Origin of the sequence: Desulfovibrio sp. Fe33, from assembly GCF_028532725.1 — a bacterium.
Classification (GTDB): domain Bacteria; phylum Desulfobacterota; class Desulfovibrionia; order Desulfovibrionales; family Desulfovibrionaceae; genus Pseudodesulfovibrio.
Window position 1 is genome coordinate 266586 of the sequence record NZ_JAQKGU010000002.1, and the last position, 14765, is coordinate 281350.

Genomic DNA, 14765 nt, shown 5'->3' on the forward strand with positions numbered 1-14765 from the left:
GAGTAGAATACTATGTCAATCATATGGAATAAAATTGGTTTTCTGGCCCTTATTTTGGTTCTCGCCCTTGCTGTCGCGGCTCCCCGCGCCATGGCGCAGACGGACGATCCGACCGCGGATACAGGCTCCCAGGTGACCGGCGACACGGGCGACACCGCTGATGCCGGCGACACTGGCGACACTGGCGATACTGCCGACACGGGCGATACCGGAGAAACCGGAGACGAGGCCGAGGCTCCGTCCTTCGCCAATCCGGCCCAGGCCGCCAAGGCCGAAGCGCTTGCCGAGGCCGTGGCCGAGGTTTCGGCCCGAAACGTGGCCGAGGCCGAACAGGGCGTGACCGATGCGCAGACCGCCGTGGACGAAGCCGCCGCCGCGGTTGAAGCGGCCCGTCAGGCCGAGGATGCGGAGGCCGAGGCCCAGGCGCAGGCCCAGCTCGATGCGGCCATGGCCGATCTCCAGAAGGCGCAGGAGAATGCCGAACAGGCCATCTCCGACGCGGCGTCCGTGTCCGTTGAATCCATCGCGTCCATGCGCGCCCAGGATATGGGCTGGGGCGTGATCGCCCAGGAACTGGGTGTGCACCCGAGCACGCTTGGCCTCGGACACAAGAACCGGCATCAGGACAAGACCCAGGCCCGGTCCAAAAACCGTGAGCACGGCCGGGCCATGACCGCCATGGCCGCCCAGCCCGACAACGCCACCGGCCGCAACCTCAAGGCCGGAGTGTCCCGGACCCCCGGCGTGAGCGGGGGCAAGGGCTCCAAGGCCGTGGGATTGAGTCGCGCCTCGGACAAGGCCAAGACCGGAGCCATGAATTCCCAGTCCGCCAAGGGCAAGGATTCTTCAGGCCGCGGCAATTCGGGCAACTCCAACGCGGGCGGCAACGGCAAGGGCAAGGGCAACTCCAATGCGGGCGGCAACGGCAAGGGCAAGAGCCATTAGTCTTTCTTGAAACGGAATGCGACGAGGCGGGCCCCGGTTATCGGGGCCCGCCTTTTTTTTTGGGGGGGGGACTTTCTCCTTATCTCCCTGAAGAGGGAAATCAAACGTTGAAAGCCGCTTTGCGGCGATAGTCGAGTGATTTCGCCTCCGGCGGGCAAGGGTTCGCACCCTTGCATCCCTTGTGAGCGCCTTCGGCGCTGGTTTTAACTTTGCGGTATTTTGCAGTAAAAGCGGTGGGTTAAATGTGGAGCTCTCCTTTTTGGGGGCCGCAGTCTTTCCTCGCTCTTCAAAACAGGGGGAAATCCGGGTATGGATCGGGTTCATGGCGAAACAAACCAAGGTGAATGCATGGCGGAAAACATCGATTCAGCTTCCCTGTCAGAGACCTATCTCCAGATAAGCCCGAATATCCTGGCGAGCTTTCCCAAGTTCAGGCCGCCGGTTGATCTATATTTCTACGATCCGGACGTGGCCCGCACCGGCCGTTTCCATCGTGCCGGGGAACGCCTCTCCCGGGAGGGACAGGATGAGGTCGCCCGTTTCGCCGAAGAGGGACGGCTCTATCTGCTGCGGGACGATTACCGCGTCTATGCCGAGCACTTGAGCCGGGAACTCGGTCTGCTGCTTGTAGAGGAGGGCTTTCTGCCCCTGGAGGTGGCGGAAATATTCTTCATCGCCTTTCGGAACCGCATGAATGAGTTTCTGAACCGGCCGACGGAGGACACCTACGAAGCCTTGTGCAAGGATGTGAGCATCCTGGCGGAATATATCTGGATCGACCCGAGCCGGGTGGATTTCCTGACCCATACCCTGGAGCGGGAGTATGACCTGTCGGTCCATTCGGTGAACACCATGTTCATCGGCCTCGCCCTGCACTTGCGCCGGACCGGCGGTCTGGTGGAAAAAGCCGGTCTCGTCAGCCTTGGCCTTGGCCTGTTGCTGCACGATCTCGGCATGGTCATGGTCCCGAAGTTCATCCGCGACAAGGAACAGTATCTGGTGCGCCGGGACCGCGAGTCCCTCGAACGGCATATAGAGGCCGGGCTGAACATGCTCAGGCGGCTCAAGATCCGCGATCAGGTCATCCTTGATTGCGCCGAGCAGCACCATGAGCGGTTGGACGGCTCGGGCTATCCCGCACGCCGGTTTGACAAGGATATCTCCGCAGCGGGCAGGCTCTGCGCCGTTGCGGACTCCTTTTCGGCCATCATAGGAGACAGGCCCCATCGCTCGGCCCGGGACATGGCCGAGGCCGTGCGGATGCTGACGGATGACGGCAGGCGCTACGATTCGGAGCTGACCGCGCTGCTGGCGGGGATCATGGCCGAGCGGGTCACAGAGTAATGTAGCCCTGCGCTGCCGACCGTTCGGGGTTTTCAAGGCGGGCCATGGCCGTGCGCATGGGGTTGAACCCGAAGCGGGCGTAGAACGGCTCCTTGCCCGGAACGGACCAGAGGACGACGTTGGGCGTGTTCAGCCGCTCCAGCATGGCCTCCATCATCCGCGTTCCCAGTCCTTGGCCCTGGCATTCCGGAATCATGCAAAGATCGTAGATCACCGAGTGCGCCACGCCGTCGCTCAGGGCGCGTCCCAGGCCCACGAGAGTCTCTCCCCGCCAGGCGAAGCAGGTAAGGCCGCTGTTCTCGAAAGTCCGGCGCAACACATCCGGTTCGCGGGTGCCCAGCGGAGCTTTTTCGAAGACTTCCGCGGCATTGGTCCAATCCACGCCTTCGGTGTCGAATCGGAGGGCTATATTCATGGTCACGGCTGTTTCCACCAGGAACGCATACGCACAATCTCCTTGTCGTCGGAAAGCCGGGTCAGGGTGTGCAGGAAGGTGTCCATTCCCTGGTCCGGGGCGTCCATGGTGCAGGCCGACACATACTCGTCGCCGGGAAAGGACTCGCTGCGGAACTGGATGTCCACTCCGTGGCAACGATTTTCGCGGAGCCATTCCATGGGCACGGCTTCAAAGCAGTATTCCAGATACTTCACATTGTTGACATGGCCATTGATATCCATGTCGGCGCGTCTGGCCGTCAGTTGCGCGGTGTGCTCGCCGTTTTTGAGCCGGGTCACGGATTTGGTCGGGAAGGCCAGGGCGTGCTCGCGTTCCGGAATATTCCTTTCATGGAGAACGGTGTCGGGCGGATCGGGACGGTGGGTCCGGGTGTTCAGCGTTACCCAGGATGTGGTGGCCGCTCCCATTTGCCCGTTCCCGTCGGAGATCACGAAGTCTCGCAGGGCCACCAGCCGTTCCTTGCCCGAAGGCCAGGTCAGGATAGAGGTGCGTTCGCCGAAGCCGGGCAGCCTGTCCACCATGAGGTGGAGGCGGGCGAGAATCCAGAAATGTCCGCTCTGCTCCAGGTCGTGGTAGCCGAAACCGAGCTTGTCGGCATGGCGCGAGGCGATGTCCTGGAGCTGGTCGCAAATGGCGGTGACGGACACGCGGCCGTCCGGGCGCGGCTCGTAGGAGCGGATGTCATAGCCGTGTTCGAAGGTGAATGCTGAATTGGTTGTCATGGCAACCAATTCCTATGGCAGATACGGCCCGGTGTAAAGGGGGGGCGAGCCCGCGCGTGTGGCGGGCGGCCCCATTACCCGGAGAAATCAGGACAGGAAGTTGCGTACGCCCGCGAAGATGATCTGGGCGGCCATGGCCGAGAGGACCAGACCGGTGATCTTGGTCAGCACGTTGATCCCCATCTTGCCGATGATGCGCATGGCCGTGGAGGCCATTATCAGAAGCAGGCCCACAGACAGGCAGGCGGAGATAAGGGCCGCCGCGCCGATCAGTTTCTGCTGGGTGGTGGACAGCTCCGCGCCGAGAATGAGCAGGGTACCGATGGACGCCGGGCCCACGGTGATGGGGATGGCCAGCGGCACCACGGCCACGTCCGATTCGTCGTCCGTTTCGGGCCGCTGGCGTTTGCCTGAGACCAGGGAGACGGCGGACAGGAACAGCAGCGCTCCGGCGCCCACCCGGAAGCCGTCCAGAGTGATGCCCAAGGTGGAGAAAATCGGGTTGCCTGCGAAATAGAGGGTCAACGCGATGACCAGCACCGCCGAGATGGTCCGCAAGGCCAGCTTGCGTTGCTCCTTTTTTTCCATGCCTTCGGTCATGGACAAGAACACGGAAAGCACGAAAAACGGCGTCAGGAGGAAGAAAAGTTTGATATACAGGGAGATAAACAGGTTGCTCACGACATACCCCGCGCGATGCGCGTACTAAAAAGTTTCGGAGGAAGAGGGGATGGGGGTATGGGAGCCCCCTCTACCTGCACAGTTTCTCGGCCAGGGCCGCACCCTGTTCGCCGCCGCCGGCCATACGGGCCAGCTCGCATTTGATTTCACCGCCTTCAAGCCGTTCGCAACGGGTGTAGGTGGCGTTGTCGACGACTTCCTTCTTGATGAGGAAGTGCCGGTCGGCCATGCGGGCGAGCTGCGGCCAGTGGGTGATGAGCAGCATTTGCTGGCGGTCGGCCAGCGCGCGCAGCTTGTTGCCCACAGAGTTGAGCGTCAGTCCGCCGATGCCCGCGTCCACTTCGTCGAAGATGAGCGAAGGAGCGGCGTCGGCCTCTCCGCCGTCCTGGCCGCGCATGGTCACGAGCGCCAGCAGGAACCGGGAGAGTTCGCCGCCCGAGGCTATCTTGTCCAGGGGCTGAGCGGGCTGGCCGGGGTTCGGAACCCACATGAGGCGGCCGCGCATGTCGTCACAGCCCGGATAGAGTTCCCGGGCGTCGAAATCGAAGTGGACCTTGACGTGTTCCGAGAAGCCCAGGTCGGTCAGCTCGTCCACGATGCGGATGGCAAGCTCCCCCGCGGCCTTCTTGCGGGCGTGGTTGAGCTTGGCCAGGGTTTCCTTGAGAGCCGCAGCGGCCTCGCTCTCCTCATGGCCCAGATTCTTCATGTCCAGGGCGCAGGCGTCGAGGAAGGAGAGGCTATCGTCGATTTCGGACTTCATGTCAACGATCTCGTCCAGGCCGCGCCTGAGTTTTCGCTTGAGCTTGGCCAGCTCGAAAAGGCGGGCCTCGATGTCGTCCAGGGACATGGGATCGTCGTCGTCGAAATCCGTTGGGCCGCGTCGCAGCCGGGAGTCCAGGTCATGCAGCCGCATCCGCAGTTCCCCGATGGCTTCGCGGTCCTCGTCGAAGCCCGGAAAGAGCCGGGCGATGATCTCCATCTCGCGGCTGAGCAGGGTCATGGCGTCCAGCAGACCGATCTCGCCGTGCAGGACGTTCAGGGCGTTTTGCAGGCACTCGCCCGCCTGTTCGCGGTCCTTGAGGATTTTCTTGCGCTCTTCGAGCTCGTTTTCCTCGTCCGGCTGCGGGTCGACGGTTTCGATCTCCTTCTTCTGGTATTCCAGAAATTCCCGCTGCTTTTGCAGATCATCGAATTTTTCGGAGAGCCGTTTCTTGCGTTCGAGCACGTCGTTGAGCGCGGCGAGCCGATCGTTTCGTTCCGCCGGGAGGGATTGGTCCGGCAGGAACGAGTCGAGAATTTCGGACTGGAAGGCCGGGGAGAGCAGCTTCTGCTGGCCGTGCTGCGACGTATGGATGACCAGCCTCGCGCCCATGTCGCGGATGGTCGGCTGGGAGGACAGGATATCGTTGACGTACACCCTGCTGCGCCCGGTTTCTGCGGAGAGCTCGCGCCGGATTACGGTTTCGCCTTCGGGCAGGACGAAGAGCGCCTCCACCGTGGCCTTGTCGGCGCCGGGGCGGACAAGCTTCTTGTCCATGCGCTCGCCCATGAGGAAGTCCACGGCCCGCAGGATGAAGGATTTGCCTGCGCCGGTTTCGCCGGTCAGAGTGTTCAGGCCGGGCGAGAATTCCAGTTCGGCGTCCTCAATGAGCGCCAGATTTCGGATGCGCAGCAGTTCGAGCATGTGATGCCTCCGGCGGCCGGGGAGAAGGCGGAAAAGGTTCGTCCTTCTCCCGACCTCCATTCCCTTCCCTCGTTTGTCTTTGGCTGCTTGTCAGGGGAAAGGGGCGGTCGGTTGGTTCGTGTCAGTACGCAATGAAACACGGCTGCCTGGCGAGGCGGCCTCGTCCGGGCGAGCCGGATAACGAGTGTCGTTATACACCAGAGCCGCGCGGCGGAAAAGGGGAACCTGCGCCCGGAAGGCGAAGCGTTCGGTTCAGGCGGCCGACAGCGATTTGACCAGACTGCATGTGTTTTCGCCGGGCATGTACTCGGCGGCATCGCGGGTCAGCGTCACACGAAAGCCCTTGCTTCGATAAAAGGCCAGCGCCTTTTTGTTCTTTTCGAAGCAGTCCAGGGTGAGCCTGTCGAATCCGTCTTTCGCGGCGCGTTCCTCCGCATGGGCGAGCAGCGCGGAACCGACGCCTTGTCCCATGAACTCGGGCCGGACCCACAAGTGGTCCACATAGTCGCCCTTGAGGAGCAGAATCCCGGCCGGGGTGCCGTTCGCCTCGGCCACGGTGAAGCGGGCCGCGTCGGTTCTCGCCACCTGGCCCGGCCTGTCCATGTCCAGAATCCTTTGGAAGCGGTGCGCGGGCAGGAACCGGGCGTAGCTGGCCAGCATGGAGGCGAGAATGATGTCCGCGACGAGTTGCTCGTCCGCGTGCGTGGCCGGGCGCAGAACGATCACTGTTTGAGCCTCGGGTCGAGGAGGTCGCGCAGGGATTCGCCGAGCAGGTTGTAGCCGAGGACGGTCAGCAGGATGGCCAGGCCCGGGAAAACGGAAAGCCACCAGGCGATGCCCAGCACTTCCTTTCCTTCCATCAGGATATTGCCCCAGGAGGCGTCCGGCGGCTGCACGCCCAGTCCCAGGAAGGAGAGGGATGATTCCGTCAGAATGGCCCCGGCCACGCCCAGGGTGGCGGATACCAGCACCGGGGCCAAGGCGTTGGGCATGATGTGGCGGAAGATGATCCTTCCGGGTCCGGCTCCGGCGGCCCTGGCGGCCAGGACGTAGTCCCGTTCGCGGATGGACAGGGTCTCGGCCCGTACCAGTCGCGCCACGCCCATCCAGCCGGTCAGCCCGATGACGATCATGATGTTCGTCAGGCTCGGTTCCAGAAAGGCGATGACCGCCAGGATGAGAAAGAAGGACGGGAAGCAGAGCATGACGTCCACGCCGCGCATGATGATTTCGTCCACTACGCGGCCGAAGTAGCCTGCGACGAGTCCCAGCACGAGGCCGATGGAGGTGGCGAGGCCCACGGCCACGAATCCGACCCAAAGGGATACGCGCCCGCCGAAGAGGATGCGTGAAAACACGTCGCGGCCCAGCGCATCCGTGCCCATGAGGTGGGCGGCGCTAGGCGGCAGGAGAAGGGCGTCCACGTTGATGAAATTCGGGTCGTAAGGCGCGATGAACGGGGCGAAGACGGCGCCGATGGACATGACGCCGACGATGAGCGTGCCGATCAGGAGCAGGGCGTGTCGCGCCCACGGCGGGACGCGTTTGAGCGGGCGGCGCTTCATCGGCTTCCTCCCTTGCCCAAGCGGATGCGCGGGTCGGCCAGGCCGTAGCCCACGTCGGCGAGCAGGTTGCCCGCCAGGGTCAAGACCGCGCCGAATACCAGGCTGCCCATTATCAGGGGGTAATCCCGGGCCATGACCGCCTGATAGAAAAGTTGTCCCAGGCCGGGCAGGGCGAAGATGGACTCGATGATGACCGAGCCGCCGATGAGGGCCGGGACCGACAGGCCGAGGATGGTGATGACCGGCATGAGCGCGTTGCGCAAGGCGTGCTTGAACAGGACGACCCGGCTGGGCAGCCCCTTGGCCCTCGCCGTCATGATGTAGTCCTGGCGCAGGACTTCGAGCATGGAGGAGCGCATGAACCGGGACATGCCCGCCCACGAGCCCGAAGTATAAATGAAGATGGGGAGGATCAGATGTTTGGTCACGTCCCACCACTGCTCCGGGCCGGACATGGATTCGAAGCCCATGGAGGTCAGCCCCGAGATGGGCAGAATCGGCCAGGCGATGCCGAGCCAGAGCATGAGCAGGAGCGCCAGCCAGAAACCGGGCATGGCGAATCCGATGAAGACGATGACAGTGGAAATCTTGTCGAAGGCGCCGCCCCGCCACCAGGCGGCGGCCACGCCTATGGGCACGGCGATGAGAAGGGTCAGGATCATGGAGGCCACGTTCATGCCGAAGGTGAGCGGCAGCCGTTCACGAATCTTGTCCCAGACGGGCCTGTGGTCGCCGGACATGGATTGGCCGAAGTCGAGATGGACAAGCCGGTTGAGCCAGTTCACGTATTGCACGTGCAGCGGCTGGTCGAGGCCGTAGAGCTTTTCGAGCTGCAACCGCGCCTCCACGCCCGCCTCGGGATTCAGCGTGGTCTGCAAATCCGTGGGCGACCCCGGAGCCAGATGAATGACCCAGAAACTGATGACCGTGATCCCCAGAAAGACCACGCATACCCACAACAGTTTGATGAATATTTTCTTGAGGACCTGCCCCATGGATTCTCCCAATGATTCCAACAGTCCTCATTTCTTACTGCAAGACCGCTCCCGAATCAATCAACAAGAGATTTCCATAATTTTTCCGGTTGACATCCATACGCCCCTTGGATAAATACCCCTCCACCCAACGACGTGGGGCTGTAGCTCAGTTGGGAGAGCGCTTGAATGGCATTCAAGAGGTCGTGGGTTCGATTCCCTCCAGCTCCACCAATGATTATAAAGGCTTAGAAGGTTTTCCTTCTAAGCTTTTTTTCGTGGAATATACAAAAGAGTATACAAATTGAATTGGGGTGATTTTCAAAGCTAATAGGCGTAAGTCCTACGCGGGCCGGGAGTTTGGGCCTCGCCCGCTTTGCCTCCCAGAGAACTAGAACATAACTCATTTAGCTCAATCTATTTTTTGAATTGATTCATAGGTTGTTGATTGTCACTACAAAGGTATATGGTTAATGGCGACTAATTATATTGTTTTAGACTCAACATGCTTTTTCAGCCAGCAACGGTTATTGTCATGCATAAATAACCCAACTGATGATGTGTTAGTCATGTTGTGTCATGCTAACGATCATGTTTGGTTTAAAAATCAGATTCAAGAATTTTCTATTGGAATGCACAAATTGTATCCACAGCTTGGGACTCCATCTGTGCGAGACTTGGTGTCTTTGAAAAGTCCTGTTGCACGTGTGATTCTTAAGGAAGAAGAAAAAGTTTATAAAACGATTGGTTACTTAAAAGAGCAAGGTCTGTTGAAGGTAATCGATTTTGATGGACTTTATGAGCCTCTAGAACCTCTAAGACGGTGTTTTGGCGACGCTGAACTTCTTGATTTTGTCGAAAGTGACGAACTCATAAGAGCCGTCTACTTTGACACCAAACCTTGTGATATAATAGATCGTTTTGCGTACAAAGTTGAAGAGAGAATGATAGAAGTGAGTGTGCGCAATCTGAAGATAAAGGCTTTGTCGTTGCCTAGGGATAAGCAAGAAGAGTTGAAAACAGTCAATGCTGATTTGGATGCAGTTGCATATGGAATTGCAAATAAGATTCCTTACAAATCATATAACGAAAAAATTGAAGATGGGACTTTGGCTCGTCTCATAGGGCATAACAAGGTAGATTTACTGTCATATGTTATGGAGTTCCCGTCTGATATATCAGAGAATGATTTGACAGAATACCTTTGCGATCCAGATGGATATATACAAAGTAAATCAAAATCTAATACAAAATTGGTTTGTAAATTAGCTGTTTCTGGCACAAACACAGCTCTTAATTTTGTGCCAGGCATAGGTCAGATTAAAGCAGGAATTGAAGGTGTACAGGATTTAGTGAAGATCTATAACGAGCATAAAAAAATGGAGGAACTTGCACTTATTCAAAATATGGGGAGGATGAATAAGGCCGCTAAAACTGTTATTGATTGTTTTAATGAGTACCGTATGAATCCCATTAAACACACTAGAGATATGTGATAAAGTGATGTGTTTAGAATTTACAAATGGGATTAAATAAGGTCCATTCGGTTAAAGCGTACTTGGATTCATGAATGCCCATGATCCTGAGCTTGAAAAACTCCGTATTCCGGTAACCGTTGCCTTCCGTTTCAGCGTTTTGATTTTGTTGTTTGTTTCTTCGATTGGTCCTGAATTAGGTGGACACCATACCAATTCAATGAATAACCCACCATATTATCCTATGGAATTCATCTGAGTTGATACTGAGTCCGATTCTGGCTATCTGTGAGGACTCCCTCACCATCCAACGAGACGAGACCAGGAATATGCCTTACATCGGATGTACTCAAAAGCTCTTAAATGAGATCAAGCCAGCACAAATCCTAGAGCCTATCAGTCAACGCGGGCTACAAGGTTGGCATGGCAACATCTTCCGATTCTTCCGTAGAAAATCCGTTCTTTTGGTCAACGATGAAACCCGGTTTGCCGTGTTCATGCCTGGATTGGTCAAGAAGGACTTCATGGACTTCGATAAGGTATTAATCAAATATTTCGAGATAGCTCTTCAGGGCATTGGGGCAACTTCAGCTCAAATAGCCCAAGCCAAATTGCTGCTTGGGCTATTCTCTTATGGCAAGACCCATAGTCGAAGTGTCCTTGGAACGATGAACGATATGAAGTTCAACATGGAGTACATGCTGAAAAATCGTCTTGGTCATTTACCGAGGACTCGTAGTGAGATCCAATGGATTTCGGGGTTGCTCAACGAAACACCCTATAGCGGCAAAGACATTGCTGGCTGTGTGTTTGCTGAGAGGGATATGTTGCGACTGATAGATGGAGCAGAGAAGTCGTGAGATGGGTTTTTGTCAGGCTAGAAGCCCAGTTGTCTCGGTAATTTCTCGGAAAATTCGCGGGAAGTAAGCTGAAAATATTGAAAAATGATCGCTTGGTTGCTTTTGGTCAACTACCCGTTAGGCGAGTAAATACGACAGGTCATATTCTTCGAGAATTGGCATCAGTGAATCAATTACTTCTCCTGAATTAATGGCTAGGCTGGCGAACTCGGCTACCCGAGTAAGCTCTTTTTTTAGCAGCGATCTTTCGTATTTGTTCGTTTCTTCGCTTGGATTAGGGAGTTTGACTATGAAGTCGTATATCTCAGCAAAATTTTTACCATGAGCCTTTCTTAAGATACGCCCCCTACGCTGTACCTGCTGGCGTGGATTTGTGCTGCTCGCCAAGATGTATGCTGTTCTGCAAGCCGGGACGTCGATGCCTTCATCAAGACACCTGATAGCGACTAAAGAGTCTATGACTCCAATTCTAAAATGGTTAAGCAATTGGCTTCTTGTCCAGTTTGGTTCATATGACGTAAAGCGCGATGTGCGCCAACCGTTCTTATATAGAAGCTCTGAGAGTTGCTCTATTTGGCGGTTCTCTTCGCCGGTTACTTCGTCTTCCACGGTCCCATCTCCGCAGTAGAAAAGGGAAAAGGGAGCGGCTGAGCCTTGTCCTTGGATAAGTTGTTCTAATTCTACAAATTTATTTTTTGCACTGCCTATGATCCGAGCACGTTGAAGTAAAAGGGACTGAAGCCTTTTCTCTTCTTTATCTTTCTTGTTTTTTTGTGAGAATAATTGTGCGATTTGAACGCTAACGTCCAGATATTTTTCCGTTTCGACCTCTGTAAATTCGACAGGTATCACGTGATACTTATATGGGGTAAGCACTTTGTCGCTTAGTGCCTGTTCCAACGTGTATTGGTATACTGAGTCGCTGTAATATTCAGTAAGCCTGGTATTGGCATCAAGATTCATGTGGTGCCAAGGTGTTGCGGATAGTCCTAGGCGAAGTCTCGCGTGTTTAGGTAAGCTCCCAAATGTGGAGGAAGACGAGTGATGGTGGCATTCATCACCAATGAACAACATGCTATCACCTGGCACATCATTTATCAGCCTTTGAAACACCTCAGTTGAAAGCGTTCGATTAACAACAACAGCGCATAGAAAGCTAACTGATCCTGTATTGAAAAGCGTTACTAGTTCACTAAAGCGTTGATGCCATTGAGAGCGACCACCATAGCATTTGTGGGCATGGATATTGAATTGCTTAAGATCCTGGATCCATTGGTCAGCTAGGTTTTGGTATGGAACTGCGATGATGCAAAACAGCCTGTGGGTTGCTTGGTAGGTCCTGACTGCTCCTGTTATGGCAGTCACAGTTTTACCCGCACCCGTAGCTAACTCAAGAATTCCTCTAAAATCATTCCCTTTCCACGCATACAGAGCTTCCCTTTGGTGCTTGTATAGATCAAATGGATTTCCTTTAAAAAATTTGGGGATAACCGGCTCAGTGTTGAACTTTGGAGATATGTCTTCCTCAATACTGGGAGGTAGAGAAGCAAGCTCTACTTCTTCATTAACGAAAAATGGTCGAGCATGTTTAGATATTTTGATTAAGTTGTCTCGCAAAGCGTCCGGGAAAGGGGCAACGTATACATTCTTAGTTTTGCCTTCCCATAAGCGTTCAAACCCGTCTAGGTATGGCTTAAAGTGATCTTCTAGCTCTGGCCGCCAAGAAGAAAATACGTTAATCGATTCAAAGTTATACTCTGGAAGGAGAGCAAACCGTGTTTCGTTTGCAGAACCTTGAAAGATGAGTTTGTTATCTTCTCTATCCGTTAAGATACCAATCTTCTCGTGATACATCCCAATTGGTTTATATGCGATTTTTACGTCTAGTCGATCTGAGGCCACTAGCAATGATAGTGCTTCAAGCCTTTTTTTGAAAAGATTATCGACTATTGAATCTATCTCCTTGACGATCATCTCTCCAAAGGCGTCTCCAAGATTTTTGACATTGTAGCCAGTCTCTATTGCCTCCATGTCTTCCAGGCTTAATTCTCCACCGACTACCAATCGCATTCGTCCGCCATTTTCAAGAAGGGCAGAGATCCCCTGAGCTGCTGAGAATAGTGAGGCGGCAGAAAAAAAACCAACTGCCCTGTCATAACTGATGGAGTGGGCAAGTGTTGGTAGATAGAAGTCTTCTAATATGTTGCAGCTGTCGGACCTGTATACAGCTTTTATTCCTAATTGTTTAAACATTAGAATTCGACTGATTCTGAAACGTCATCTATAGTGCTTGCTGCACGTTCATCAATGTAGCCAAGTGTTGCAAGGCCATTTAGAATTGATTGATCTCCATATAAATCGTCAGGACGAGCTTTAAGCCACCTTTCTAAAATTTCGAAACCAGCTTGAGCGTATTCTTCGAATATTGTTATGAGTTGTTCGTCATCATCTGACAAGAAAATGTCCGATGATTTTGTTTCTGCCAATGCAAGCAGCAGCATAAGGTCAAAAGTTTGGTCATGCCTAGCGAAGGGACGGCCATCGCTTTCGTTAATATCTGAGTCAAGAGACTTCCTTTCACCCTGATCATAACCGAGGGTTGCGGCGAAACGCATCAATCCTCGGATTGTTGCAAAAATTGGTTTCCCCGTGTCGTAATGAGGCTGTTGATATAGAGTCTTGACCATGTCCTCAAACCGCGCGCTACGCTTTATTGGTCTCATGCGTCTAACCTCACGATCTCCGTCATCTCAGTGTTTTGCGAGAAAAGTTTGGTCTGAATCGATTTCCCACCACGAATAAGCTCTGTGACTTTTTTGTTTCCTTGATCGCCCTCAGAATGAGATAATAAAACGTATTCGGCACCTATATATGGTTCTAATGCTTCAAGAACTTTTTCGTTACCTTGTGTGCTGGATAAGAATAAAACTAGTTGCGGAGCTAGTTTAGGCAAGTAGTTCGCCATTTCTGTTTGGTAAACCTTGTCCAATTGTCCAAAAGGAGAATCTAAAACTAGTGGGGCAACTGTGCCAGGTTTTAAGATTAAACTTTTGTCGTTCAATCGAGATGAAGCATACTTGATTAGAGATGCCATGAAGACTAAACTTAATAGTTGGCTTTCTCCGCTACTTTTTGGAGTCGGGGTGCCATCGTACTTTGTCAGAGCGATTGAGAAGTTCTCATTAAAATGACATACCCTGTGGTTGTGGGCTACATACGATAAAATGTCGTTGATTTCTTTTTCGATAGACTCTCTAGCTTCATCTTCGTAGCTTTTAAGGAGTTCACTCAATTGTTCCCTTGCCTCTACTACGAGGCTTCTGCGTGATAGTAGCTTGTTTGCCAGTTTGTTTTGGTGGCTTAACGTCCTGAATTCCCTCTCGGCTGCAGCTCTTTCATTTTTTGCGCGCTTTATCTCCGATTCATGCTCTCCAATTTTTTTGGTGTCAGAATGAATCTTTTGTTCCAGGTTTTTCCTGGCTCTTTCCTTGTCCTCAATCTCAGCGATCTTGCTGTTTTCGATCCGCTCCCCAAGAGAAGCGATTTCAGATTCTATTGATGCTAGCTGTCCTTTAAGGACCCCTAAGTCCTTCTGTAGGTCGACCAGGTCATCATGGGCATCTTTTGAAACTTCTATAATCGAATTAATACGAGAGCGCGCTCTAGATATTCTGTTAACTAGGTCACTAGTAGCAGCATCCTTCAACAAATTGGCTATGGTTTGCCATTCTGTTGAGCCTGGGGGGAGCTCTCGCCCACAAATGCAGACCTTATCCGCAAGCAAGGAATTGACCAAATCTTCATTGTAGGGGCTAGGAATTTTTCTTCTTGTTTCGTCATCGTCAATGAATGCTTTGGTTTGTTCAGCAAGTCGTCTGCCGAGAAGAGAGGTGCCTGATTTGGATAACCATTTTATAAGTTTTTCATTACACTTCTTAATTCGCAGTTCGAGATCTGCCTTTTCTCTTTCCTTATTTTCCCTTTTTTCTTGGATCTTCTTTACCGCCTTAGAATCTCTCAAAGATGCGATGATATTTGCGTTGAGGCGATCATTCGCT

General features: G+C 54.0%; 14 protein-coding genes, 1 tRNA gene and 1 pseudogene. 5 read left to right on the forward strand and 11 right to left on the reverse strand.

Annotated features, from left to right (window positions below; genetic code table 11):
* The first annotated feature begins 12 nt into the window (after positions 1-12).
* Positions 13-945, forward strand: coding sequence for a hypothetical protein (locus PSN43_RS04085; RefSeq protein WP_272699442.1), 933 nt, complete (start codon positions 13-15; stop codon positions 943-945).
* 348 nt (positions 946-1293) lie between these two features.
* Entirely contained in the window at positions 1294-2289 is a 996-nt protein-coding gene (locus PSN43_RS04090) for an HD-GYP domain-containing protein (RefSeq protein ID WP_272699443.1), read from the forward strand.
* Here the strand turns inward: PSN43_RS04090 and PSN43_RS04095 are convergent.
* The 7 genes from PSN43_RS04095 to PSN43_RS04125 form a co-directional block, all read right to left on the reverse strand.
* Entirely contained in the window at positions 2279-2722 is a 444-nt protein-coding gene (locus tag PSN43_RS04095; RefSeq protein WP_336314021.1) for a GNAT family N-acetyltransferase, read from the reverse strand. The two genes, PSN43_RS04090 and PSN43_RS04095, sit on opposite strands and share 11 nt — an antisense overlap.
* Complete coding sequence (locus PSN43_RS04100) at positions 2707-3468, reverse strand: acyl-[acyl-carrier-protein] thioesterase (protein ID WP_272699444.1); 762 nt, start codon at positions 3466-3468, stop codon at positions 2707-2709. Before PSN43_RS04100 ends, PSN43_RS04095 begins: the two co-directional genes overlap by 16 nt.
* An 87-nt stretch (positions 3469-3555) precedes the next feature.
* The gene (locus tag PSN43_RS04105) at positions 3556-4149 is read right to left on the reverse strand and encodes a MarC family protein (protein WP_272699445.1); all 594 of its coding nucleotides are present in this window, start codon (positions 4147-4149) and stop codon (positions 3556-3558) included.
* Positions 4150-4219: 70 nt separating this feature from the next.
* On the reverse strand, positions 4220-5833 hold the full coding sequence (locus PSN43_RS04110; RefSeq protein ID WP_272699446.1) for a DNA repair protein RecN: 1614 nt from the start codon (positions 5831-5833) through the stop codon (positions 4220-4222).
* 252 nt (positions 5834-6085) lie between these two features.
* Positions 6086-6559, reverse strand: coding sequence for a GNAT family N-acetyltransferase (locus PSN43_RS04115; protein WP_272699447.1), 474 nt, complete (start codon positions 6557-6559; stop codon positions 6086-6088).
* On the reverse strand, positions 6556-7398 hold the full coding sequence (locus tag PSN43_RS04120) for an ABC transporter permease (RefSeq protein WP_272699448.1): 843 nt from the start codon (positions 7396-7398) through the stop codon (positions 6556-6558). Before PSN43_RS04120 ends, PSN43_RS04115 begins: the two co-directional genes overlap by 4 nt.
* Complete coding sequence (locus tag PSN43_RS04125; RefSeq protein ID WP_272699638.1) at positions 7395-8393, reverse strand: ABC transporter permease; 999 nt, start codon at positions 8391-8393, stop codon at positions 7395-7397. Before PSN43_RS04125 ends, PSN43_RS04120 begins: the two co-directional genes overlap by 4 nt.
* A 137-nt stretch (positions 8394-8530) precedes the next feature.
* Here PSN43_RS04125 and PSN43_RS04130 point away from each other — a divergent pair.
* Together PSN43_RS04130 and PSN43_RS04135 are read left to right on the forward strand one after the other, a co-directional pair.
* A tRNA-Ala gene (locus PSN43_RS04130) sits at positions 8531-8606 on the forward strand.
* A 239-nt stretch (positions 8607-8845) separates the two neighbouring features.
* Positions 8846-9868: a hypothetical protein gene (locus PSN43_RS04135; protein ID WP_272699449.1), complete on the forward strand. Its 1023-nt coding sequence runs from the start codon at positions 8846-8848 to the stop codon at positions 9866-9868.
* A gap of 13 nt (positions 9869-9881) precedes the next feature.
* Here the strand turns inward: PSN43_RS04135 and PSN43_RS15960 are convergent.
* Positions 9882-10051: pseudogene (locus PSN43_RS15960) on the reverse strand (transposase); the annotation flags it as partial.
* A gap of 125 nt (positions 10052-10176) precedes the next feature.
* On the opposite strand from PSN43_RS15960, the gene PSN43_RS04140 reads away from it, so the two are divergent.
* The gene (locus PSN43_RS04140) at positions 10177-10707 is read left to right on the forward strand and encodes a DUF6933 domain-containing protein (RefSeq protein ID WP_272699450.1); all 531 of its coding nucleotides are present in this window, start codon (positions 10177-10179) and stop codon (positions 10705-10707) included.
* A gap of 117 nt (positions 10708-10824) precedes the next feature.
* Here PSN43_RS04140 and PSN43_RS04145 read toward each other — a convergent pair whose 3' ends face one another.
* Genes PSN43_RS04145 through PSN43_RS04155 form a run of 3 tightly spaced genes read right to left on the reverse strand, consistent with a single transcriptional unit; the run spans position 10825 to position 14728 of the window.
* On the reverse strand, positions 10825-12960 hold the full coding sequence (locus tag PSN43_RS04145; protein WP_272699451.1) for a DEAD/DEAH box helicase family protein: 2136 nt from the start codon (positions 12958-12960) through the stop codon (positions 10825-10827).
* Complete coding sequence (locus PSN43_RS04150) at positions 12960-13394, reverse strand: hypothetical protein (protein ID WP_272699452.1); 435 nt, start codon at positions 13392-13394, stop codon at positions 12960-12962. The genes PSN43_RS04145 and PSN43_RS04150 overlap by 1 nt, the downstream gene beginning before the upstream one ends.
* Positions 13395-13426: 32 nt before the next feature.
* The gene (locus PSN43_RS04155) at positions 13427-14728 is read right to left on the reverse strand and encodes a hypothetical protein (protein WP_272699453.1); all 1302 of its coding nucleotides are present in this window, start codon (positions 14726-14728) and stop codon (positions 13427-13429) included.
* Between the last annotated feature and the right edge of the window lie 37 nt (positions 14729-14765).